The sequence below is a fragment of the Rhizobium sp. GW821-FHT14E12 genome, from assembly GCF_058803745.1.
The window spans coordinates 6,340-31,729 of record NZ_JBXAPH010000003.1; the positions used below are offsets into that span (position 1 = coordinate 6,340).

10 protein-coding genes are annotated in these 25,390 nt (G+C 63.4%); 3 read left to right on the forward strand and 7 right to left on the reverse strand.

Features of this window, described 5'->3' with window-relative positions:
- Positions 1-87: 87 nt before the first annotated feature.
- From AC1RO0_RS13430 to AC1RO0_RS13440, 3 genes are all read right to left on the reverse strand, one after another.
- Entirely contained in the window at positions 88-1,362 is a 1,275-nt protein-coding gene (locus AC1RO0_RS13430) for an MFS transporter (RefSeq protein ID WP_498593391.1), read from the reverse strand.
- Positions 1,362-13,844, reverse strand: coding sequence for an amino acid adenylation domain-containing protein (locus tag AC1RO0_RS13435; RefSeq protein ID WP_498593392.1), 12,483 nt, complete (start codon positions 13,842-13,844; stop codon positions 1,362-1,364). The genes AC1RO0_RS13430 and AC1RO0_RS13435 overlap by 1 nt, the downstream gene beginning before the upstream one ends.
- Positions 13,845-13,957: 113 nt before the next feature.
- Entirely contained in the window at positions 13,958-18,295 is a 4,338-nt protein-coding gene (locus AC1RO0_RS13440; protein WP_498593393.1) for an amino acid adenylation domain-containing protein, read from the reverse strand.
- Between the two features lie 222 nt (positions 18,296-18,517).
- Between AC1RO0_RS13440 and gntB the strand changes: the two genes are divergently transcribed.
- The 3 genes from gntB to AC1RO0_RS13455 all read left to right on the forward strand — a co-directional run bounded on the left by gntB (position 18,518) and on the right by AC1RO0_RS13455 (position 20,818).
- Positions 18,518-19,528: a guanitoxin biosynthesis L-arginine gamma (S) hydroxylase gene (gene gntB / locus AC1RO0_RS13445; RefSeq protein ID WP_498593394.1), complete on the forward strand. Its 1,011-nt coding sequence runs from the start codon at positions 18,518-18,520 to the stop codon at positions 19,526-19,528.
- A gap of 78 nt (positions 19,529-19,606) precedes the next feature.
- Positions 19,607-20,362: a thioesterase II family protein gene (locus AC1RO0_RS13450; RefSeq protein ID WP_498593395.1), complete on the forward strand. Its 756-nt coding sequence runs from the start codon at positions 19,607-19,609 to the stop codon at positions 20,360-20,362.
- A gap of 69 nt (positions 20,363-20,431) precedes the next feature.
- On the forward strand, positions 20,432-20,818 hold the full coding sequence (locus AC1RO0_RS13455; protein WP_498593396.1) for a tautomerase family protein: 387 nt from the start codon (positions 20,432-20,434) through the stop codon (positions 20,816-20,818).
- Positions 20,819-20,860: 42 nt separating this feature from the next.
- Here AC1RO0_RS13455 and AC1RO0_RS13460 read toward each other — a convergent pair whose 3' ends face one another.
- The 4 genes from AC1RO0_RS13460 to AC1RO0_RS13475 form a co-directional block, all read right to left on the reverse strand.
- Positions 20,861-22,006, reverse strand: a complete 1,146-nt coding sequence (locus AC1RO0_RS13460; RefSeq protein WP_498593397.1) for an acyltransferase family protein — start codon at positions 22,004-22,006, stop codon at positions 20,861-20,863.
- A gap of 174 nt (positions 22,007-22,180) precedes the next feature.
- Positions 22,181-22,882, reverse strand: coding sequence for an HpcH/HpaI aldolase family protein (locus AC1RO0_RS13465; protein WP_498593398.1), 702 nt, complete (start codon positions 22,880-22,882; stop codon positions 22,181-22,183).
- Positions 22,883-22,898: 16 nt separating this feature from the next.
- A complete protein-coding gene (locus AC1RO0_RS13470; protein ID WP_498593399.1) occupies positions 22,899-23,702 on the reverse strand; it encodes an SDR family oxidoreductase in 804 nt (267 codons plus the stop codon).
- A 9-nt stretch (positions 23,703-23,711) separates the two neighbouring features.
- Positions 23,712-25,388 (reverse strand): hydantoinase B/oxoprolinase family protein, encoded by a 1,677-nt coding sequence (locus AC1RO0_RS13475; protein ID WP_498593400.1) that lies wholly within the window; start codon positions 25,386-25,388, stop codon positions 23,712-23,714.
- Positions 25,389-25,390 lie beyond the last annotated feature (2 nt).

The window sequence follows — 25,390 nt, forward strand, 5'->3', positions numbered from 1 at the left end:
GATGCATATGGGTCGATCGCGCATGGAACGGAGCGCAAGCGCCTAAAGGTCAAATCCGAAATCAAGGAATTTCAGTTTGACAGCCGGCTAATTCTTGGTGCGCCAAAGACCGCCAATTGCCAGCGCATACATCGCGACGCCGATCACGAAGGGCCACCCGACCGCTGCCGGGTCGCCCGTTCCTCCACCCACCACGGTCAAGGCGTAGGAACCAAGCAACGGCGCAATCGCGCCGACAAGGCTCAGCATCGATGTGAGGCCGCCTTGCAACTCGCCATGATGACGTTCGGTGGCACAGCGCGACAACTCACTTCGCATCGCCGGCTCCGCGACCAGACCCAACGCCTGCGCCGCGATCCCGGCATAGGTGAGCCATGGCGACGACGCGGCGAAATAGCAAAGATACGCGACACTGCAACACCCATATCCGATCGAAATGATCCATCGGTTTGACAGGCGGGCAGTCATGCGTCGGACGAGGTATCGCTGCGACAGTGCCATCCCGAGAGCCAAGGCGGCGAGCGCCCAGGACGCATCAACGACGTCCCAGCCGTAGCGCACCTGGTTGGCCAGCACGAAGCAGCTCTGAAATACGCCATATGCGAACCATGTGCAGATGGAGCCGAGCAGATAGGGACGCATCGAGCTGTTGTGAAACAGCGCGTACAGGCTGCCGACCGGATTCGCTCGCCGCCATTCGAACGGTCGACGGTTTTCCTGCCGCAGGCTTTCGGGAAGGTAGAACCATCCGTACAGCAGATTGAGTGCTGCGAGTGCACCGGCAACCATGAACGGCAGGTGTGGGCTGATCGACGCGAGCCAACCGCCCGCCACCGGCCCGACGACCAGCCCGACCGCAATCACGCTCCCCGCGCTTCCATAAAGATGCGTTCGCCGCTCACCGTCGCTGACGTCTGCGATATAGGCCATCACCGTCGCGATGTTTGCCGCCGACGCACCGCCGAGCGCGCGACCGACCAACAACGACACCAGCCCGCCGGCGAGCGCGACCATCCAGTTGCTGGCCGCCATGCCCGCCAATGCGACGAGCAGGACCACGCGGCGCCCATACCGGTCGCTCAACGCGCCAAGCATCGGCGCGAAGAGGAATTGCATTGCCGAATACGCCGCGATCGCCGCCCCCAGCACGAGCGACACCTGTTGCGCGGGCACTGTCGCAAGCTCGGCGATCAATGTCGGCAGCACGGGCATCGCCAGCCCCATACCAAGCACATCGAGCGCGAGGATCCACAGGATGAATCCCACCGGCGGCGCGCGATTTCGATCGGTGGCACGCAAAGCTTCGCCTTCGGAGCATACCGGCGCGCCACCCACGCCGGCAGGGTTCGATTTGGTGCCCATTAGTCAAACTCCGCCAGACGCCGTTTCAGCGTGCGCGCGATCTCGCCCGCATACTCCGCCGACAGGCATGTAAAGTGATCGCCCGGCACGTCATGGCAATCGACCGGCGCCGCGCTGAAGTCCTCCCATCCCCAGGCCGGCGTCTGCCGAATTTCCGGCAGATTGATGCCTGCGGGCATGGAATCGACGGCACGGAAGAGCAGCAGTGATGAGCGCAGTGGAGTCTTCGGCGGATCGTAGTTCATCCCGAACGCCGCTGCGGCCTTATAGACGCTGAAGATGCCGCGAATGCTGCCCTCGTCCGCGCGCGCATCGATCAGCCCGTATGATTGCAGCTGCTCCTTCAGGTGACGGATGCGCTCTTCGTGTCCCTGCGTTTCGAGCCGATCGAGCATCTCGCGCGTCACCTCGACCGGCTTGCCGGAATAGCGCCCGAAGATGCTCAGCAGCGAGCCGACCACCTGCGCATCGCTTGGCGGCGTCAGGCGCAAGTATGGCGGGGCCGCGGAATCGAACAGTGCGAGCAGGCCGGGCCTCTCACCCTCCGCCTCGAGCCGGCGCACCATCTCGAGGGCGACCTTGCCGCCGAGCGAGTGCCCGCCGAGCAGGTACGGCCCTTCCGGCTGAACCGAGCGGATGCACCGGATGTAGAGCTCCGCCATCTCCTCGACGCTGCCATGCGGTTCGGCATTGCCGTCCAGTCCGAGGCATTGCAGGCCGTAGAAGGGGCGTTCGCTGCCCATCGCCTTTGCGAGCGCCAGCACCTGGTTGACGTTGCCGCCCATGCCAGGCAGGCAGAAGAACGGCCTGCCCTCACCCGCCCGCTGAACCGGGACGAGGCAGTAGCGCAGGTGCAGATCCGCATCATCCTCCGGCGTGTCGCCGGTTTCCTCGACGGTACCCAGCGAAGCCGCCATCCGTTCGATCGTCGGCTCGTCAAGAAACTCGGCAAGCGTCAGGCACTCCGGGAAGCGTTCCCGCACGCGGGAGATCAACTGCGCGCCGAGCAACGAATGGCCGCCAAGCGCGAAGAAATCGTCGCGGACGCCGGGCAGTTCGCCCCCCAGCAACTCGCGCCACAGCTCAGCCAGTTGCCGCTCGAGCGCGGTGCGCGGCGCGACATGCTCCGCTGCCGGCGTGGATAACGCCGCACTGCGCCCGCCGGCCCCATTGCCGAGCGACCGGATCAACGTTTCGATATCCTGCGCCTTGTGCACGATGATCTGCGCGTCGGCATGCGCAAGTGCAATGTCGAACAGCCGGCAGCCCTCGGCGTTGAGCAAGCCGCTGGTCGTGTCGATCGGCGCCTGGTTCGGATGGGCGCGGTCGTACGCGACGCGCATGCCGACCTCGGCCCAGGCGTCCCAATTCACCGCGACCACCGGCAATCCCTGCCGGCGCGCCGCCTGCGCCGAGGCGTCGACATAGGCGTTTGCAGCCGCATAATCCGCCTGGCCGAGACCGCCGAGGACGGCAGCGAGCGACGAGCACAACACAATGAAATCGGGCTTCTCGTCGCGCAGCGCATCGATCAGCGCATCCGTGCCGATCGTCTTCGGCGCGAGTACGCGGGTCCATGCGTCGGGCTCGGCGAGCTGAATGAGCCCGCTCGCTTCGACACCCGCCGCGTGGATCGCGCCGTCGATCCGGCCGCAACAGCTTTTTATATCGGCAAGCGCAGTCGCGAACGCATCACGATCGCCGCAATCCGCTTGAACGACGGTGACGACCGCGCCAAGTGCGCTGAGCGCGACGATCGATGCTTCGGCACTCGGGTGCGATGCCCCCGAACGCGACACGAGAAACAGGCGAGGCGCTTTGGTCGATGTCGCAAGATGCGTAGCAAGCGCGAGGCCGATCCCACCTAGACCACCGGTGATCACATATGCGCCGCCGTCCACGAAACGTGGCGCGGCTGCTACTGCGGGCAATGTGCGGAAATATGGCTCGTAGAACGCACCGTCGCGCACCGCAACGGTCGGCGCGAGTGGCGAATGGTTGTGGCGATCGTACCGCGCAAGCGCTTCACGAAGCGCCGCTTGATCGGCACTTCCGGCCTCCACCGGCAGATCGATATGGCGGCAGCGCAGGTTTGGAAACTCCCACATCGCGGCTCGCACCGCACCGAGCAGCGCCGCCTGTGCCGCTCGTGGCTGCTCGTCGGCGAGCACCGCGCAGGCGCCAGCCGTGACAAGCGTCAAGACCGTGCCATGCGGCGCCTTCGGAGCGGCTGCCCGCAACAGCTGCATCAGATCGCCGAACAGCGCATCTGCCGGATGCCTCGTGCCATGTCGAACGCTATCGCCAACGATATAGACGATCTGCGTCGGCGGCGTGGCCATTTCGAGCTGCACCGCATATCCGTCCGTATCTCCGATCCATAGGCTGCCCGGGGGCACGGCCGGTGCGATCGACCTGGGGTCGACAGTCCCCCGCGCAATGATCGTCCACGCCCCTTCCGGCATCGGTTCGCCGCGCGGCGGCAAGGCCGTCCGCCACGCCGGCCGCGTGCACCATGCAGCCGGATCGGTGCGATCCACCGTGTCGGGCGCTCCGCGCTCCTCCCTCAATGTAAAGCCCTCGATCTCGACCAGCACCGGCCCGACATCACCCGCTTCATCCGCCGCGAACAGCGTCACATCATAGACGTTCTCGCGCACGCGGCGTGCGTGGCTAAAGAGCTCTGCCGTCAGCGGCGCATGCATCTTGAGCCTGCCATAGTGGAACGGCAGCCGCGCACCACGATTTTCCATCGTCGACAGGAAGCCGGTCGCCATGTCGAGCAATGCCGGATGAAGCGGGAAAGCCCCGATATCCGCGGCGAAATCCGGAGCAAGCGCTAGGCGCGCGACACCTTCGTCCTCGGTAAGCCAGAGTGAGCGGAAGCATCGCCAGCGCGGGCCGAACAGCCCAAGCCGCTCGTCGAGCGCCTGGCGAGCCGAAGCGTTCGCGAGCGTGTCCGCACGATCCGCAAGAACGCGATCAAGCGCGGATGGCACCGCGGGTGAATGCTCGTGCGCGGTGATCCTTCCCTGCGCGTGGACCGTCAGCTGGCCGTCATCGCCATCGAGCGCGGATACCAGCATGAATTCCTGCACGCCGTCCTCGTCTCCCCGGAAGGTGACCCGGGCGATCTGCACGCTGGTGTCGTCATCGAGTACGAGCGGCGCCGGAAAATATACGTCGTTGAACTCGATCCGCGAACCGTGGCCCATTCGTTCGAACGCGCCGCGCACCAGCTCCAGGCAGCCAGTGCCCGGCAGCACCGGCTTGCCGTCGAAGACGCGGTGTTCGTCGACGAGCCACAGCGTCGGCGACAGCACGAGTTCGTACTCCCGGCGCTGCCCACTCAGCTGCCGCCAATGGCGGTATACCGCTGGCCCTGTCCGCAGCTCCGCGCCTTCCGCATCGATCCAGTGCCGGTCGCGTGCGAACGGATAGGTGGGCAAGGGCACCCGCCGGCCGTCCTCTGCCCCACTCGCGCGCGGCCAGTCGAGCGCCGCGCCGAAGCGCCATAGCGCCGCGATCGCATTTGCAAATGTCTGGGCGTCGTTAGCGTGATCGCGCGGGTGACGGCCACAACCGGTTGTCGCGTACGCATCCGAGTCGGACTGGAGCGCATTTCGCAAGGCCTGTCCGGGACCGACCTCGACAAGGATCGGCGCGTCCAATTCGTCGTGCAGCATCGCGATGCCATCCGCGAAACGCACTGCATCGCGCAGATGCGAAGCCCAGTAAGCGGCATGGTTTGACTGATCGAGCGACAGCCACGTACCGCTGCGGTTGGATACGATCGGGATCGCGCCGGTATTCACCGGAATTGCCGCAATAGCGTCCTCGAGTTGACGCGCCGCATCCTCCATCATCCGCGAATGAAACGCATGCGATGTCTTGAGCGGATGGCTCTGCACACCGGCTTCGGCGAGCGCTGGCTGCAACCGCGCAATCGCGTCGATGCTGCCCGCAAGCACGCATTGGCGGCTGCCATTGACAGCCGCAAGCTCGACGTCGGCGCCCAGCCAGCGTTCGCACGCTTGTTCATCGAGGGTGACCGCCAGCATCGCGCCGCGTTCGGCGCGCTGCATCAACCGGCCGCGTTCGGCAACGATCGCAAGCGCATCCTTCAGCGTGTAGATGCCGGAGACACAGGCCGCGACCAGTTCACCAAGACTATGTCCGATCAGTGATTGCGGTCGGATGCCGCGAGCTTGCAGCAGCATTGCGCAGGCATATTCGACCGCAAACAGGGCCGGCTGCGCAACCTCCGTCTCGCGGAGCGCGGCGGCCGCCTCGTCCTCCCGTGCCGGATCGGGATACAGATAGCCAAGGATGTCCGGGCCGCCTTGCGCGGTAAGCAGCGCCGCGCATTCGCGCAGCGCATCGCGGAACACCGGCTCCCCTTCGTAAAGCCCTCTCAGCATCCCCACATGCTGCGAGCCCTGCCCCGGAAACATGAAGACGACCGGGCGATCCTGACTGGACTCACGGGTCGGAACGGCGAGCGGTGCCTCGAGCGCGGCAATTGCCTGTTCGCGCGTCTGGCATACAAGTGCATCCCGGAACGGGAAGCGCGTGCGGCCGGCACCCAATGTGAAGGCGACATCCGGCAGAAGCGCGCTCGTCGCGCGCAAATGGCCGGCGAGCCGGCGGCGCGCGCACCGCAGCGCTTCAGGCGAACGTGCCGATAGCGGCAGCACATGCCAGCCCTCGTCGTTCGGCTCGCGCGGCAGCGGCTCAGGCGGCTGCTCGACGATAATGTGTGCGTTGGTGCCGCCGATCCCGAACGAACTGACGCCGGCCCGGCGCGGCCAGGGCGACTCGGGCCACGGCTGCCGCTCGGTGTTGACGTAGAACGGGCTGGCCTCAAGGTCGATTTCGGGGTTGGGCTGCGAGAAATTCAGGCTCGGCGGCAGCACATCATGTTCGACCGCAAGTACCGCCTTGACGAAGCCGGCGATACCGGCGGCGGCGTCAAGATGGCCAATATTGCTTTTCACCGAACCCAACGCGCATCGACGGTCCGCCGGCCAAGGTCCGGCGCCTGTGTAAGCTGTGGCGAGCGCGCGAAACTCGACCGGATCACCGAGCCGCGTGCCGGTGCCGTGTGCCTCGACATAGCCGATCGACTCGGCCGGCAGGCCGGAACGTTCGAGTGCGGCGGCGATCACCTCGGCCTGTCCGGTGACGCTCGGCGCCGTGTAGCTGACCTTGGCTGATCCGTCATTGTTGATCGCCGAGCCACGAATGACTGCGTGCACATGGTCGCCGTCCTCGATCGCCTTTGCGAGCGGCTTCAGCATCACGACCGCGCAGCCGCTGCCGCCGGTCGTGCCGCTTGCATCCGCGTCGAACGGCCGGCAGCGGCCGTCGCTGGAGATAATGCTGCCCTGCATCGGCCGATAGCCGTAATACTCGGCCTCGATCGACACGCCGCCGACAAGCGCCATCTCACACTCGCCCGCAAGCAGGCTCGTGCATGCATTGTGCACGGCCACCAGCGACGACGAGCACGCCGTCTCGATCGTCACCGCCGGACCTGACAGATCGAGCTTGTAGGCGGTGCGTGTCGCGAGGAAATCACGGCCGTTGCCCAGCAGCCACTGGATGTTTTCGAGCTTCAGCTCGCGACGGCGCGGATAGACGTGGTCGAGCAGGTAGTGGCTGGTACTGGCGCTCGCAAACACGCCGACCCGCTGCCCGCCAGTTCCACCGCCATAGCCGGCCGCTTCCGCCGCTGCCCAGGCACATTCGAGAAAGAGCCGCTGCTGCGGGTCCATCAGAGCCGCCTCGCGTGCCGAGTAGCCGAAGAATTCGGCGTCGAATTTGTCGGCATCCTCAAGCCGGTTGCCGAGCTTCACTAGATCCGACTGGGCAAGCTTCGCGGGGTCGGCACCATATTCAATGAGCAGCTCGTCGCTGTAATGCAGTGTGGTTTCGACGCCTTCGACCAGATTATCCCAGAAGGCTTGCAGATCGGGCGCGCCGGAAAAACGGCCGGCCATGCCGACCACCGCGATCGCGCCGTCGGCGACGGGCACAGCTGCGGGTGCCGGCGGATCGACGGGCCGGTCATCCTCCACAACACTGACCTGAAGCCGTTCGAGATGCGCGACGAGCCCGCTCAGTGTCGGATACTCGAAGAGATCCGTCATCGCGATCCGCGTGGAAAACGTGTCCTCAATGCGCTTGCGCATTTCTACGATACGCAGCGAATGCCCGCCGAGATCGAAAAAGTTGCTGCCCGGCTCGATGTCGTCGCGCTCCAGTACCTGTTGCCAGATCGTCTTGACGCGCCCAAGCAGCCTCTTGCCGCCAGTCGGCCCGCGAACGGGCAGCGTGGGGGTCGTGGCCGCCACGACGGTCGCCGGTTCGTTGACAACCGGCTCGTCAACCCTGGCCACCAGCGCCTTGCGATCAACCTTGCCGGTCCGGCCCAGCGGCAATTCGGGCAGCTTCACAAGTCGCTCCGGCACCATATGCGCGGGCAGCTGCTGCGCGAGCAGGGCACGCACCTCGTCCTCGGAAGGCTCGCCGACATAGTAGCCGACGAGAATCCGGTGGCCGCCAACGCCAAGTGGCGTGAGGATAACAGCCTGCTCAACCCCATGCAGCGCATTGAAGCGCGCCTCGATCTCGCCGGGCTCGACGCGAAAACCACGGATCTTCACCTGCGAGTCGGCACGTCCGACATAGACGAGGCTGCCGTTCGGCTGCTGGATCACATAATCGCCAGTCCGATAGAACCGCGCGCCCGGTTCGGACGAGAACGGGTCCGGCAGGAAGCTGCGCGCGGTCGCCTCGTCGAGGTTCAGATAGCCCGCCCCAACGCCGTCGCCGCCGATATACAGCTCGCCCGGCACGCCGCTCGGCAGCGGATTCCGGTAGCGATCGAGCACGTAGAACGTAACGTTTGCCATCGGCCGCAATACGAGTGCGCCGCGTGCATCCCAATAGTCGGTCGCCGATGCGTAGATCGTCGTCTCTGTCGGTCCGTAGCCGTTGATGAAGCGCCGGCCGATCGCCCACATATGCGCGACGTTCAGCGGGCACGCCTCGCCGGCGGCCACGATCACCGCCAGGTCCGGCAAGTCGGAATAGGGCAAAAGCCGGAGCGCGGTCGGCGTGATCTGCAGATGCGTGATGCGCTCCGCACGCAGCAGGTCGAGCAGGTCGGGGCCGGGCAGCAATTGCCCGGTATGCGCGAAAACCAGTGTCGCGCCGCTGACAAGCACCGGAAACACTTCGCCGCAGACGCCGTCGAACACCGGTGAGAAATACTGCAATTGCCGCGCACCGGCATGGTGGCCGACGCACTCGGCAAATGCATTGGCGGTATTGTGCAGATTGCGCTGCGTGATCATCGCGCCCTTCGGCCGGCCGGTCGAACCGGACGTATAGAGCACGTAGGCCAGGTCGTCGGGTTCGCGCACGCAGCGCGGCGCGGGCGCGGGCGTGTCGCCGTCGAACTCGTCGGCAAACAGCGTTTCCAGACCAAGCGGCTCGCAACGGTCTGCCAAGCCACGATGCGCGATGATGAGCCGCACGCCTGCGTCGTTGATCGTGTAACCGAGCGTGCCCTCCAGCGAATCCTCGGGATTGAGCGGCACAAACGCGCACCGCGCCTTCAGCGCGCCAAGCATACCGGCGACGAGGTATGGATGGCGGCCCGTGAACAGGCCGACGCGCGTGCCCGGCGTCGCACCACGCGCAAGGAGCTCGTTCGCAAGACGGTTCGCCAGCCGATCCAGTTGCGCGTAGGTCCAATGCCGGCCGTCGAACTCGAGCGCCACGGTGTCGGGCGCCGCCGCCACGCGGGTTTCAAATTGCGCGATCACGTCGCCCGTACCGCTGAAATCGCGCTGTGTGTCGTTGCTCCCACGTGTCAGCGCGTCATATTCGTCCGCTGACAGAATCCCCACGCCGGCAACCGTCTGGTCGGCGTCAGTGAGCAGGTTCTGCAGCAATTCCCGGAAGTGTCGCGCGAGCCCTTCGACCAGCGCGCGGTCATAGCGCGACGTCCGGTATTTGAAGCCACCGCTAAGCTGTGTCCCGTCGATGGCGCGCAGCTCCAGCATCAGGTCGAGCTTGACGTCGCTCGACGACAATCCGATCTCCTCGATGACGACGCCCGGCATATCGAGCGCGACAGACGGCCCGCTTTGCACGACGAGCCCTATCTGGAAGAACGGGTGCCGGCCCGGTGTGCGCTCGGGATTCAAGACTTCAACCAGATGGTCGAGAGGGACCGCCTGCGCGGCCTCCGCATCGAGCACAGCACGCCGGCTCGCGGCGATCACCTTGGCGAGCTGCTGTTGCCCCTCGACGCGCAGCCGCACCGGCAGCAGGTTGACGAAGAAGCCGAGAAGCGCCTCGCTGTCGACATGATCCCGACCGGCGAACGGCAAGCCAATGACGATGTCATCCTGACCAGTGTAGCGGTGCAGCAGGATCGTGAACGCGGCATGCGCGACCATGGTCGGCGTGCAGTTCAGGCGCTGGCAGAGCCGCCCCAACTGCGCGGAATAGGTCTTCGGCAAGGCGAACGCCACGTAACCGCCGGCGGGGTCATCCGTTGCGGCCGGGTTCGAGCGTTCCGGCAACGGGAGGGTCGGCGGCAAGTCGCTCAGACGTTCCCGCCACGCCTCCACATGCTCGGCGAATGCCGGCGTGCTGGTCTGCGCCCGCTGCCACGCCGCATAATCCTGATATTGCAGCGCGGGCGCGATTGTTGCCGAAGCGCCGCTCAGCAAGGCGCGATAGCTAGCCGCGAGTTCCCGCCGCATCAACGCGCTCGACCAGCCGTCATAGGCGATGTGATGCAGCACGAGGCACAGAACATGCTCGTCGTCGGCAATCCGAAACAGCGTCGCGCGGATCGGCCCTTCACGATCCAGCACGAACGGGCGCTGCACCTCTCGCGCGAGCCGTTCGGCCAGCTGCCCGCCGTCCAGCGGCTCGACGGCGAGCGTGACATGCGCCGGCGGATCGATCTTAGCGAGCGGCTCCTTGCGCGTGGTGCCGGTATCGTCGGCAAATGTCTGCACGGCGGCCGTGAACCGCGTGCGCAGTACCTCGTGGCGCTCGATCAGGCGGTTCAGCGCGACTTCGAGCGCCGGGTGATCTAGTGCGCCGCGCAGGCGAAAAATCTCCGGCATATTGTAAGCGGAGTTCGGCTCCGACTGCTGCGCAAACCATAGCCGCTTCTGTGCGAACGACAGGCGCTGGCGTTCGATCCCCGTGGCGCGCGCAATCGGCGCCGGTTCATCTGCCGCGGCAAGCCCGCGCGTCAGCATCATCATCTCCTGCATCACGCGTTCGGCAAGTTGCGCGATGGTCGGCCGCTCGAACAGATCGGCCACCTTCAGCTTGACGCCAAACGCGCTATGAATGCGTGCGAGCGCCTGCGTGACGAGCAGCGAATGGCCTCCCCGTTCGAAAAAGTTGTCGTGCACGCCAACCCGCTCCACCTGGAGCAGGGCCTGCCAGTCCTTCGCGAGCCGTGCCTCGAGTGGATTCTGCGGCGCTGCATATGCGCGCGCGGTCATCGCCCAGTCCGGATCGGGCAACCGCTTACGGTCGATCTTGTTATTCGCCGACAACGGCAGTGCAGGCAGCAGGGCAAGCACGCGCGGCACCATATGCGCGGGCAGGCGCGTGCGCAGATAGTCGAGCAGCGCATCCGCCGTCGCGCTCGCGCTCGCGTAGCCGACCAGTTCGATCTCGCCGCCCGGCGCCTGCCGCGTGACGACAGCGCATTCGCGCACGGCCGGGTGATCGGCGAGCGCGCTTTCGATCTCGCCCAGCTCAATGCGGAAGCCGCGCACCTTCACCTGGTTGTCGAGACGGCCGAGAAATTCGATCGTGCCGTCGGCGAGATGCCGGCAGAGATCGCCGGTGCGGTAGAAACGCCGCCCGTCCGGATCGGACACGAAGCGTCCGTCCGCGCCGAACGAGCCCGTCGGGAAGCGCTCGCCGCTCAGCTCCGGCCGGTTCAGGTAGCCGGTCGCCACCGCGCCGCCGCCGATCATCAGTTCGCCGGGTACACCGAGGGGCACCAGGTTCAGCGCGTCGTCGACGACATACATCGCGGTATTCGGCAGCGGTGTGCCGATCGGCAAGCTGCGCTCGGGCTCGTACCAGTCGTCGCGAGGTTCGAAGGTCGCGCTTTCGCAGGTGGCTTCGGTGACACCGTAGACGCTCAATACGCGCGTCTGCGGCGAGCACAGGGCGCGCAGCTTGCGGTATTCATGCACGAACCACACGTCCGCGCCGCATGTAACGGCGCGCACGCCATTCAGACGTTTGCCTGTACGCTCGAGGTACTGGATCATCTGGCGCACGACCGCGGGCACGAACTCCATGACCGTGGCATGCTCGCGCTCGATCAGATTGTGAAGCGCCTCCGGATCGGTCAGGTGATCGCGCGGGCACATGATCAGCCGTCCGCCGCCGCCAAGTCCGCGTATCACATCACTCATGAACACGTCGAAGGTGTGATTTGCCATCTGTAACACGGCGGTCACGCCGACCTCGCTACGGTCGTAGGCTGCCTCGAATGCATGGAACAACGAGATCCAGCTGCCGTGCGACACCTGCACGCCCTTCGGCCGGCCGGTGGAGCCGGAGGTGAAGATGATGTACGCGATATCGTCCGCATGGGTATGCGCGCCGCCCCAGTCCGGATCGGCCGAAGGCATGTCCGCGTCCCAACCCAGATCCTCCATTGCGATCAACGGATAGTCGAGCGCCGCACCGTCCTCCAGGCGGGCGACGAGTAGTGTGGCTGGATTGACGTCATCGATGAGCACTGCATGGCGCGCGTCGTTCGGCGATACCGGCACGAATGCCGCGCCGACCTTGTGGATCGCCAGCAGGGCGACGATGACATCCGGTCCGTAAGGCTGAAACACGACGACGCGATCGCCGCGATGCACACCGCATTCATGCAAGCGCGCCGCGAGCGCGGTCGCACGCGCGTTGACCTGCGCATAGGTATGACGCGTGTCGGTGTGAACCAGCGCCATGACATCGTCGGCACGCGCGGCTACCGCTTCGAATGCGCGGTGAAACGGTACGAAGGTGATGTCGGGATCGCGCGCGCCGTCGTTTGCGAGCGTCAGCATCGCCGTGGCGGCATCCGGCGACAGCAGCGAGAAGCCGTCGATACGCGCATCCGGCTCCGCCGAAAAACGCTGAAGAATGTGCAGAAGGCCATCGCCCATGCGTTGCATCATCGCGTCGTCGAGCAGGTCGCTGTCATATTCGAACACGCCGTTCATCCCATCGTCGACGAGCTGTAGCGTCAGGCTCAGGTCGTATTTCGCGCTGCACGAGTCGAGCGTATAAAACTGCGTATCGAGGGCGGCGCCGAACGATGCCGTGAAGCCTTCGGCGGCCAGGTCGAACTGCACCTGGAATATCGGGGCGTGGCTGAGCGAGCGCGGCGGCTGAACGGCTTCAATGATCCTCTCAAACGGCACGTATGAATGCTGCAACATCTCAAGAACGGCGACGCGGACGCGATCGAGCACATCGGCGAACGACGGCGTGCCGGACACGTCGATGCGGTTCGGCAAGGTGTTGACGAAATAGCCGATAGCATCCTCGCGATCGAGATCGTAGCGGTTGGAGATCGGTGATCCGATCACCACATCGCTCTCGTGCGTGTATCGTTGGATGAGCACGGCGAAGGCCGTCAGCCCGATCATGTACAACGACACGCTGCGCGCGCTGGCGATGCGCTTCAGTTTGTCGACCACATCGGCAGGTACGGCGAAGGCGACGCGCCTACCCTTGAACTGGCGTGTGGCCGGGCGCGGATGATTGAGCGGCAGCGGCAGCACGGCCGGCGCACCCGACAGGCGGTGCTGCCAGTACTCGATGCCGGCGGCGAGATCCTCGTCGACCACGGAGCTATCCGAATACAGACCCTCGTCGACTGGGGACACATCGGGTTCACCGCCCTGCACGAGCGTCGCATAGGCGCTGGCAAGCTCGTTCAGGAAGACCTGCACGGAGCGGCCGTCAAAGACGATGTGGTGAATGATTACGATCAGCAGGTGATCGTCATCGGCGACGTGTACGAGGGTCGCGCGGATCGGCGCGCCATGTTCGAGATCGAACACATGGCATGCCTCGGCGTTCTGCAGATCGGTGATGCGTGCTTCCGCGTCCGGGTCGCCCGACAGGTCCACACGGTTCAGCGTGATGGTCTCTTCGCTCAACTGCGCGGATGGCTGCCCGTCGACACCTGGGAAGCGATACCGGAGCGCCGGATGCCGTAGCTGCACGACATCGAGAGCGCGCGCAAGCGCGTCTGGATCGAGAAGTCCGGAGAAGCGCAGCACGAATGGAACATTGTAGGTAACCCCACCGCGCTCGAGTTGGTTGAGGAACCAGAGGCTCTGCTGAGCGGTAGACAAACCAGTCGAACTTACCGAGGCAGACAGGTTGGGCGAAGCGATCAAATACAGGGAATCCATGTGTTGCTCCATGTGGAATGGGCGCGCATGCCGCGTGCCACGGTAATTCGGGACAGGAGGAAGGTCAGCGCGGACCGATCGCTGCAGGACCGGTCCGCGCGGCGGGGCAGCGCTCAGTGACGCGCGGCGTCGTGACCGTTTGTGATAGCCTCGGCGAACGACGCGACCGTCGGATAGCGGAACAGCATGTCGAGCGGCAGGCGGCGGCCTAACGTCTTGCTCAGTCGTGACATGATCCGCATGCCGGCAAGCGAGTGTCCGCCGATTGCGAAGAAGTCCTGGTGCCGCTCGACCTTGTCGAGCTTGAGGACCTCCGCCCAGACCGGCGCAATCAGCCCCTCCAGGGAACCGGCCGCGATATCCGGTACGTCGGCGGAAATGGCGGCCGGCTGTGGTGCGGGTTCTGGCAGTGTAGGCTTGCTCGGCTTGCCGCTCGGTGTCGTCGGACGCTGTTCGATCGAGTGGATGCGTGCCGGCGTAATCTGGTCAGGCGACGATTGCCGCAATACCTCGCCACCGCTTTTTATAGCCTCGGCGAACGATGCGACTGTCGGGTAGCGGAACAGCATGTCGAGCGGCAGACGACGACCCAGCGTCTTGCTCAGTCGCGACATAATCCGCATGCCGGCAAGCGAATGTCCGCCGATCGCGAAGAAATCCTGATGTCGCTCGACCTTATCGAGCTTGAGGACCTCCGCCCAGATCGGCGCGATCAGTCTCTCGAGAGAGGCGGACCCGGTATCCGGCGCATCAGTGGAAACGGGGCTCGGCTGCGCGGCGATTTCGAGCAGGGCGCGCTTGTTCAGTTTGCCGCTCGATGTCGTTGGCAGCTGCTCGATCGTGTAGACGTTCACGGGCACCATGTAATCGGGCAACGCCTGCCGCAATGCGTCGCGGATCGCCGACCCCGAAAGCGTCGTGCCGCGCACCGGGGCAACAAAGGCGATAAGCTGCTTGTCCGCGCCCTGTGCACGAACGATCACCGCGCAGTGGGCGACACCTTCGATCTCACGAATCGCCTGTTCGATCTCGCCCGTCTCGATGCGGAAGCCACGGATCTTGATCTGGCTGTCGCGGCGCCCGAGGAACTCGACGTGACCGTCGACTGTCCAGCGGCCGATGTCACCGGAACGAAACAGCGTGTGCTCAGACAGCCACGACAACTGCACGAAACGCTCCTGGCTCAGTTCCGGGCGTTTCAGATATTCGCCGGTCACGCCGCCACCGACGTAAAGTTCGCCGGGCACGCCTTCCGACGCCAGATTGCCGAATACGTCGACCACGTAGAGATCGCGGTGCGCAATCGGCCGGCCAATCAGTGCACGGCCGCTCACCTGTTCGGCTGCGTCGAGCGTGTAGGCAGTGGTGAACACCGTCCCCTCGGTCGGTCCGTAGCAGATCGTCAACTGACGGCCACCAGCCGCGAAGAACGCGCGCATGGCATCGGCGGACACCACGTCGCCGCCGGTCAGCACCCGCCGCGCGCGCGCCAGCGCCTCCGGATGCTGCTCCACCATCTCCTGGAATAGTGCCGAGGTCAGCCACAGGATGCTCACCTGCTGCGTGTCGAGCGTGTCACCCAGATCCTCGAGGCTCGCGAGCGCCCCGGGCTGGACGACGAGTTGCGCGCCGTTCAGCAGCGCCCCCCAGATCTCGAAGGTGGACGCGTCGAACGCGAGCGGTGCGAATACCAGTAGCCGGTCATCCTGACCGATCTTCAAATAGTCGGTGTTGGTCACCAGGTTGATGACCGCGCGATGGTCACTCGCCGTCGCCTTTGGCTCGCCGGTGGAGCCTGATGTGAACATGTAGTAGCACCGCGCGTCGGTATCGACGCGCGGCCGGTTCGCTGGCCGGACGCCGGCCAAGGATTCAACCAATGTGCCGTCGATGCGGTGCACCGCGATATGATCGGAGAACACCGGCGCCAAGGCATCGACGAGCACATGCGCGACGTCTGCCTCGCGCAACTGCCAGTCGCGGCGCGCGGCGGGCAGCGCGGCGTCGGCGGACAGGTAACAGCCGCCAGCCTTCAGGATGCCGAGCAGCGCTGCAATAAGCCATGGTGAGCGCGCCATGCACACCGCAACGGCTTCGCCGGGCTGCACGCCGTTGCTCAGCAGCAGCTCCGCGATTTCGTTCGCTCTCGCGTCGAGTTCCGCATAGGTCCAGACGCACACGCCGCTGCGCACCGCGACGGATTCGGGCTGTATCGCCACCCAACTCTCGAAAATTTCGTGCAGCGTCGACTGGTGGCACAGCGGACGCACGCCTTCGCTGATCGCGCGCAAGTGGTTGTCATCGAGCGCGGCACCCGCCCGTTGGAGCGTCGTATCCAACGACGCCGCGGCGGCATCGAGCATCCTCGAGAAGTCTTCCGCCAGCAGTTTCACGGCATGTTCCGAGAACAGATTCGACGCGTAGCGGACACTCAGCACCGGGTCTTCGCCCTCAGTCCTTACGATCATCTCGATGCGCGCGCGACCGGCAGCGGACGCACTCTCCGCGTCGTTTGACACCCCGAACGCGGATTGCAGCAGCGACGCGGCCGACCGCCCCGAGCTTTGCTGCCACGCCTCGATCGCGGCGGACAACACGTCCGGCGAGCGAGCGTAGTGCTCGCATGCGCGCCGGCAGAGCGCCTCCGCCGCGCGGAACGTGTCCGCGAACGAGGCCGCGGGGTCCACGCGCGTTGCAACCGGCAGGAGTGTCTTTAGCGCCTGGGCGTCGTTGTCGGCGACAAGACCAGCCAGCACGTCGAGATTGCCGGAGAAGCGCGCAAGCGACGTCGCGTGCAGGGCGAACAACGCTACGGCGGGTGTGATACCGGCGGTCTCGCATGCCTGGCACAGACGCTCGAACGGTTCACGGGCAAGCGCGATGTTAAGCCGGTCGAACCGAAGCTCACTACCGGCGAGCGTGCCGAGTTGGTCGGGAACCAGTTCGCCGGCGTCAGTCTCGATTTGCGCCGCCCAGAACGCAACGTCATCGGCCTCGGCGGAAGCAAGGTCATTGGTCACGTCTGTGGCCAGGCTGGCATGCACGATATCCGTGAGATGCTTCTCGGGATTGGCGAGCCACGCATTGGCGAGCGCAAAAAACTCGTCCATCAGCGAGACGACACCCGCCTCGTTCGTCGACGACGTCGAGTATTCGAGCAGGAACCGACCACCCGCTTCCGGCCGTGCTTCGTCGTCGAAAACGACGATCACGTTGAGGTCGAACTTCGCCGATCCGTTGCTGAGGCCTTCGACGATCTCGACATTGAGCCCGTCGAATTCGAGCTGGCGGGTCATCGAATTATGGAAGCTGAACCCGACCTGGATATAGGGCAGCAGGTTCGCGATACGCGCGGGCTTGAGGTCGGCCACCATGCTTGAGAACGGCACATGCGAATAGGCGCATGCCGCGCGGATCTCGTCCTTCACACGGTCGAGCAGCGCTGGCCAGCGCGTGTCGCCTTGCAGTTCGACGCGCAGCGGCAGCATGTTCACCAGCATTCCGATCGTGTTCTGAATACCGTGAATGTCTCGGTTCGCGACCGCCGTGCCGACGATCTGCCGTGCGTTGCCGGATCGCGTTCCGACGACGGAGGCAAACAGCGAGAACATCGTTTCGAACAACGTCGCCTTGTTTGCCGATGCATACTGCTTCAACCGCCTGGCAAGTTCGGCGGGGAATGGAACGGACACCGAGCTGCCGACGAAATCGAGCCCCGCAACACGCGCCTGCGCTTGCGGAAACGGCGAATGGCCGTGCGCGGACCAGTCGGTAAGACGACGACGCCAGAACTCGCGGCCGACGCGTCCGGCAGGCGAATCGAGCCATGCGCGCTCCCAGTTGCAGTAGTCGATGAACTGGATCGCGGGCTCCAGCGCCGCGAGGTCGAGACGGCCGCATTCCTCATTGTAGAAGTGGCTCAGCTCGCCCAGGAACAGGCGGAACGACCAGCCGTCGTGAATGAGGTGGTGCTCGATATGCAGCAGCGAATGGTCATGATCCCCATGTTTGAACAGCACCCAGCGCATTAGCGGCAGCGCTCCAACGTCAATCTTCTGTGCAGTCTCCATCCGGATCAGCGATGCGGCATAGGCATCGCGCATCGAGTCCGCCGCTTTCGACAGGTCAACGACGGGGAGCGTCACCTGCCACGCATCCTCGATCCGCTGCTGCGGCTCGCCGTCGCGATCGATGAACACCGTCGACAGGCTCTGGTGCCGCTCCACGAGCCGTCCAAGCGCGCGCTCAAGCGCACCAACGTCGAGTTCGCCACGCAAATTCAGCACGGCCTGGAAGTTGTAGGCGATGCTGTCCGGGACAAGCATTTCCAGAAACCACGCCTGCTCCTGCGACATCGACAGCCGCGCTTCGGTACCCGTCGGGTACGTGCGTCCGGCAGCGTTGCTCAGTTGGTCGAAAGCATCGACGCTTTCATCGACAAGATAGCTCATGAAGCACTCCTTATTCATCGGGCTGACGAAATTGCGAACTGGTATTCGGCGCGAGCACATGCCCGCAGCGAAGCGCAATGATTGGCCGTGAAAGGAAGACATCGGAGCGGCTACTCGCACAATCTGGGAAAAATCCCGCAGGAAACTTCCCGGACGATGAAGCAAAATCGATTTGTTAGCTTGCGAGCCACTTTAACGCGAAGTGTAAGCAAGGAGCTTGCCATGGAGAAAGAAGCGAAGGAAACACTGAATAAATTCAGGGTCAGCAGCGCAATAAAGGCCGATCTAAAACTTCTCTACGCGAGTAACGACTGGCATTGGCTGCTCGGATGGACGGCCGATATCTTGGTCATCGCCGTCGCGGTCGGCCTTTTCAAGCTTTCCCCTTACGCCTATCCGCTGACTATTCTGCTCATCGGCTCACGGCAGCGCGCGTTTGCATCCCTGCTGCATGAAGCGGCCCACATGACGCTTGCGCGCAATCGCCGGCTCAGCCGCTTCATCGGCCAATATCTGACCGGCCTGCCGGTGTTTCAGGATTTCGATTCATACCATCATTCGCACGTCAAAATGCATCACCATTATCTTGGCGACCCGCACAAGGATCCGGATTACATCTACTATATAGAATCCGGCCTGCAGCGCGCGGAGGACCGGTTTGAATTCGTCTTCAAGCACCTTCTCAAAACGGTATTCCTGCTCAAGGTCATCAGCTATCTGAATTACCTCATTCGCCATCGTCTGGCGGCACTGCTCGGCTCTCCCATAGGCGCACTCAAACTGCTCTCCGTTCATGCCGTCATTTTCGCCATTTTTTTTGCGGCGGCGGGTCCAAGCGGATATGTCCTGTTCTGGCTAATTCCCTACTTGACGACATTCCAGATCATTGGCTGGCTTTCCGAGGTATCCGAGCATTTCGGCCTGTTGGGCAAGGAAGACGAGGAACTCCTGGTGACGCGCAATCGCTTTCCCGCCTGGTGGGAACGGGCGTTCATCGGTATGCATGGTGACAATCTGCACCTCACGCATCACCTGCTTCCTGGAATACCCTACTGGAATTTGCACAAGGCCCACCGGATACTGATGCGAGATGAGCGCTACGCGGTCGCCAACGGGCAAACCGGTGGTATTATTTCGCGCGGTAAGTATCCCCGCTCCGTCATGCGGCAGATTCTCGATGGCTATCGCGCACAGCGACTGATCGCCCACAGTGCAGTTCGATCGGCGGCATGACGACTTGCGCGCGGCGAGCCGCCGAATCTCGCCGCGCCGGTTTGAAGGGCCGCATGTTCGTGTTCGAAAGGAAATATCATGAGTTCGTCCCGCTGGTTCGTTAACGGGCAATGTTCGTCCCCTCGGCTTCGCCTCTACTGCTTTAGCCATGCAGGAGGCGACGCGGCATCCTATCTCGGCTGGCAAGCCGCCCTGGCGCCAGACATCGAGATATGGGGCGTCCGGCTGCCCGGTCGCGGCAGCCGCTTCCACGAGGCGCCGTACCGGTCGCTCGACGACGCCGTCGTGGCCGTCACGCCAGTGATCGCCGCAGCCTCCGCCGGCATCCGCTTTGCATTCCTCGGCCACAGCCTCGGCGCACTGATGGCATTCGAGGTCGCCCGGTCGCTCCGGCGCCAGCGCCTGCCGGAACCGACCGCGCTGATCGTATCGGGCGCGGATGCCCCGGACACGCGTGATCCGCGACGCCGCCTCAGCCTGCTCGACGACGATGCGCTGCTCGACGCCCTGACCGCGTTCAACGGCATTCCCGCCGATCTCCTCGGTCAGCGCGAGCTGATGGAGCTTTGCCTGCCGACCACGAGAGCGGACTTCGAAATGGTGGAAACTTATCGCTATGTGCCCGACGAGCCGCTGGCGATACCGATCGACGTGTTGGCCGGAAGAACGGACACGCACATACGCCTGGATCAGGTCGCCACATGGAAAAACCAGACGAGCGCGCCATGCACGGTGGAATGGTTCGACGGCGACCATTTCTTCATCGACGCGGAGAGGGATCGGGTCTTGTCTCACTTGCGAGATATCCTCGATTGCCGGATGCCGGCACATTGAGCGCGATTTGCCGCGAAGCTTTCGGGCCGACCGAAACGTGAAGGCCAATCTCGGTTTGAAAGGGAAATCATGCCTGCCATCAGAATAGAAACGCGGCAGGGTTGGATTGGCGATCGTCGTTCCGACATCATCGGGGCGGTACAGCGAGCGCTTCTGACGGGGCTGGAAATCCTGGACGATGACTGTTGCATAAGTCTGGTCGAGTATGCAGCAGACGCGATCATCGTGCCTCCCGGCAATGGGCCGGCCTATCTGGTGATCGAAATCAAGCTATTCTCCGGTCGCCCGCTCGACGCCAAGCGACGATTGTATGCGGCGATCGTAGACGAACTTTCAGCATTCGGCATTCCGGCCGGAGACATCGAAACCATTCTCGTTGAGATTGACCCGGTGCATTGGGGACTGAGAGGTCTGCCCGCCAGCGAACTCGACCTCGATTTCAAGACCGATGCATGATCCCCGCAAAACGGGCTGTTGCCCGGAGACGGAGACACCGAATTAGGCGACGTGAGCACCGCTCCAGAGACGCCAGGAGGCTCCCAGGCGTTGTTTCAGCTCATAGGCCAGCGCACATATGGCAAGCGTCGCAATCACAATCGGAACGAAAGTCGAGGCCGACATCACCCCGAGCTGATGCAACTCATAGGCAATAAGCAGCATGACCGTCTGATGCAGCACGTAATAGGTGAGAATGGCCTTGTTCAAATAGCGAATAACGACATTTTCCGAATTCAGCCAGATTCTCGCATAGCCAAGAATCGCGACGATCGCGCACCACTGGAAGGTGCCGCCAAGCACCCTTCCCACAAACCGTCGCCAGATTTCCGGCTCTCCGACAGGCAAGGTAGGAAAGAGTATCGTCAGAGACAACGCACATGCCAGCGCCAGGATCAGGGCAGGTTTTCGCATGCGGACAATCGCATCCCAGCAATCGCTGCGCGTGGCCATCACGGCACCCAACAAGAACGACGCCAGATAGACCGCGTGGCTATACCAATCGGTCAGGATATCGAGCGTCGGGGGAAAAGCCGGCCGCAAGACAAGTCTCAGTAGAATGAACAGCATAGCAGGCAGTATCAAGATCGCCTTGCCCGCCAACCAGGGCATCAACCAGTCCCCTACGCGGCGCAACAGCCCCGGCCAGACCGACAGCGCAAGTGTCAGGATAGCCGTATACGCCCAGAGGTAGGCGAGATACCAAAGGTGCTGCATGCCTAGGAGATTGACCTCACCTCCATCCGGCAGCGGAACGGGCGTCAGGGTCAGATAATACCGAAAGACGTCGAGGAGGCTGATATTCACACCAAAACGGGCATTCAGGCAAACATACATCTGGGGCGGAATCAGAAGCAAAACACCTGCCAGCAATGGGGCCAGCAGCTGCCTCGTTCGCGCACTCCTTAACGCCTGGGGAGCTTGCCGCGTCAGCAAAATCCCCGTGACGACACCCGAGATCAGAAACAGCAGCGACATACGCCAAGGATGCGTCCACAGATGGATCACATCGAACATGGCAGAGCTGTCCTCAGACTTCAGCAGAAAGCTCCTGGAGTTGTACATCAAGCTGACATGATAGACGATCAGCAGCATGAATGCTGCGACCCTGAGAAAATCCAGATCATGCCGACGTGACATCGCTTCCATGGATTGGCATCTACATAACAATCATTAATACACTATTCATAGAAGCCGTTGAAATCTAACCGTGCAGTAGAAATAATGCGGATGCCATTTCCTCGATCAAGGAAAAAATGCCGTTAAATGCTCGCCTCGGCAGCCTTCGAACCCGGATCGTAGCGAGCATAACCCCGTCTCGGATTATCGGGCCAGCGTCTGCTTGATACCCGCCAGACCGCGGCGCAGGAATGGATCCGAGTGGATGTAGAAGAACTGGACGCCCTTATCGAGCCAGTGCGGCAGCTCCTCGGCAGTCGCGAGCGTGCCCGCGATCTTGCCGGCAGCCCGTATCTTCTCAACCGCGTAGGCTACTTTTTCGATGACTTCCCCCGGACGCGGCTCGCCGAAGGGCGGGGCCGGCGGAAAGCCCATGTTTTGTGAGAGATCGCCGGGTCCGATGAAGAAGACGTCGATGCCCTCGACGGCAAGCATCTCGTCAAGATTGTCGATCGCCTCGAGCGTCTCGATCATGCTGACGACCAGACGTTTTTCATAGTCGGACGGCAAAGCGTAGCGAACCGCCTCGACGACGGCGCGGGCCTGCTCGGCCGTATCCACCATCGGCACCATGAGCCCATCAGCGCCGGCATTCAGATAGCGGATGAGAACCGGCCGCTCGTGCGAATGGGGGCGAATGATCGCAGCCCCGCCAACCGAGCGGACAATCTGCGATGTCGCACGGACGTCCTCGAAACTCCAGGTGCCATGCTCGCAATCGACGAAGATGGAGTCCGCGCCAAGCTCGACCAATCGCGCCGAAAGGCCCGATGAGGAATGATGCGGGGTGAACATGGTAATGGTTTCGCCGGCCTGCAGCCGGGCGCGCAATTTCGCACCGTTCATGATGCTCCTCCTATTTTTACTTCTTTGGCAGGTCGGGCGTGTCTGCCGGCGCTCCCACCCAGCGCGCGGTTTCGATATCGGCCGAAGTGTCGCGCATGAATGTCGGGCAGATATGGAGCTCGGGTATCATCGCGCCCTTCTGCAGGCTGGCGCAGAGCAGGATCGCTCTCGCAACATCGTGCGGATCCAACATGACGGCGCGCTCATGCTCGAGCGGTGGCCGCGCCCGATTGTCCATGATCGGCGTATTGGTCTCGCCCGGGAGAATGGTCGTCGCGCGGATGCCCTGGTTGCGGTAGGTGTTGTGAACAAAGGTCATGAAGTTCTTCACGCCCGCCTTCGCCGCACCATAGGCCGCACCACCGAGCAGGTTCGGGTTGAGTGCGGCGAGCGACGAGACGGTGATGACGGTGCCTTCCCCTTTGGCGATCATGTCGGGCAGGACCGCCTGCGTCAGGTTGAAGACCGCCGTCAGGTTGACGTTGACCGTCGAGTTCCATTCGTCTTCGTCGAGGAAGCGCGCGTTCAGGACCTTGCTGGCGCTGCCGGCATTGTTCACCAGAATATCCACCGGCCCGATACCGTCGCGGATCCATTTCACCGCCGCGAGGATCTCCTCGCGGGATGCGATATCGAGCGCGCGGGTAAACGCACTGCCGCCCTTCTTTTCGATCCTGGCGGCAACGTCGCGCAGCGGCGTCAGGCGCCGGCCGGTGAGAACGACACGAGCGCCCTCTTTGGCGAGGAGAATAGCGGCTTCCTGGCCGATACCCGTCCCGGCCCCGGTAACCAGTGCGATTTTTCCGTCAAGCAGACCCATGACTTCCTCCTATTCAGCTGCGGCGGCAGACGTAGCCTTATAGCCATAAACGGCCTTTGCTGCCTTCGGCGTGATCAAGCCCTCGGCAAGGTCCTGTTCGATGATCTCGACGGACCGTTCGCTGGCGCGACCCCAGCCGCCGCCGCCCGGCGTTTCCACCTCAAGGCGCTCGCCGGTCTTCAGCACGACCTTCCCCTTCGGGAAGTGTGGCTTGCCTTCCTTTAATACTTTGCCGGCCGTGCCGTTCTGCCCTTCGACAACGCCGAAGCAGGGATGACGGACGCGCTCGGAGGCAAGATAGATATTCATTGGGGTCTTGCCGAGATTGCGCAGGACCACCCGCTGCCCGAGACCGCCGCGATGCTTTCCGGCACCGCCGGAGTCGGCTATCAACTCCTTGCGCTCCGTCAGCACGGGCACGGCAATTTCGAACATCTCGATTGCAGTCACCTTGCAGTTGGACGGGAAGCTCAGCGTGTCCAGGCCGTCAAGTTCGGCGCGCGCGCCCTGGCCACCATGGAAGTTCTGCACGGAGCCATATTGCGAGCCATCATCCCGTTGGCCGACGCAATTGGCAGCCCAGATCGGCGCGCCGCCGCTATCGCCCATGACCTTGTCCGGTACCACGCCCTCGAGTGCCTTGAAGATCAACGAGGGAATGACGTGACCGATGAGGTTGCGCGAGTTGCCTGCGGTCCACTGCTGTGGGTTCAGGATGCTGCCGAGCGGAGCTTCGTCGGTGATCGGAACGATGCAGCCTTCATTGTTCGGCGTCTCAGGGTCGAGCAGGCACTTCAGCGCGTAGACGGAGTGGGCGTAGCGGTAGTTCGTCCGGCAGTTGATCGAATGCAAAACCTGATCGGATGTGCCGGCATAGTCGACATGAATGGAATCGTCCCTGACGATGACGGAGGCCTTCAGCTTCACATCGACATCGTAGCCGTCGAGAAGAACTTCGGCGCTATAGGTGCCGTTCGGCCACTCGCCGATCGCCTTGCGGGTCTGCGCCTCCGAGCGGGAGTGGATGGCTTCCGCAAGACCGTCGACATCATCGAGGCCATATTCATCAAGGAACTTCAGAAGCTCGCGGCCCATGACGTTATTGGCGGCGATCATCGATTCGAGATCACCCTTCACCTCCGTCGGCAGACGGACGGAGGCAGCGATGATATCGAAAACATCCTGATTGGGGACACCCGCCTTGAGCAGCTTCACAATCGGGAAGCGGATGCCTTCCTCGAAAATGTCGCTCGCCTCGGAATGCAGCGGTGCGCCGCCAATATCAGGAAGATGCGCGATCGAGCCGGCATAGGCCACGACCTTGCCATTCTTGAAGATCGGCGTGAGCATCGTCACGTCGGGAAGATGGCCGGTGCCGATCTCCGGATCGTTCGTGGCCAGCACGTCGCCCTCTTCCAGGGCCTCCGCCGGAAACTTTGGCAAGAAGTAGTTCTGCGCGGCAGCCGGAAGCGACGTTATGAAGACCGGGATCGACCAAGTGCACTGCGCGAGCGCGCGGCCCTTGCTGTCAAGAAGGACGGTCACGTAGTCGTGGTTCTCACGCACGATCGGCGAGAACGCTGTCTTGCCGAGAACGTTGTCGGCCTGGTCGGCGATGAAGATCAGGCGGTTCCACATGACCTGAAGATTGATCGGGTCGTTGAAATCGGTAGCGGGCTTCAACATCT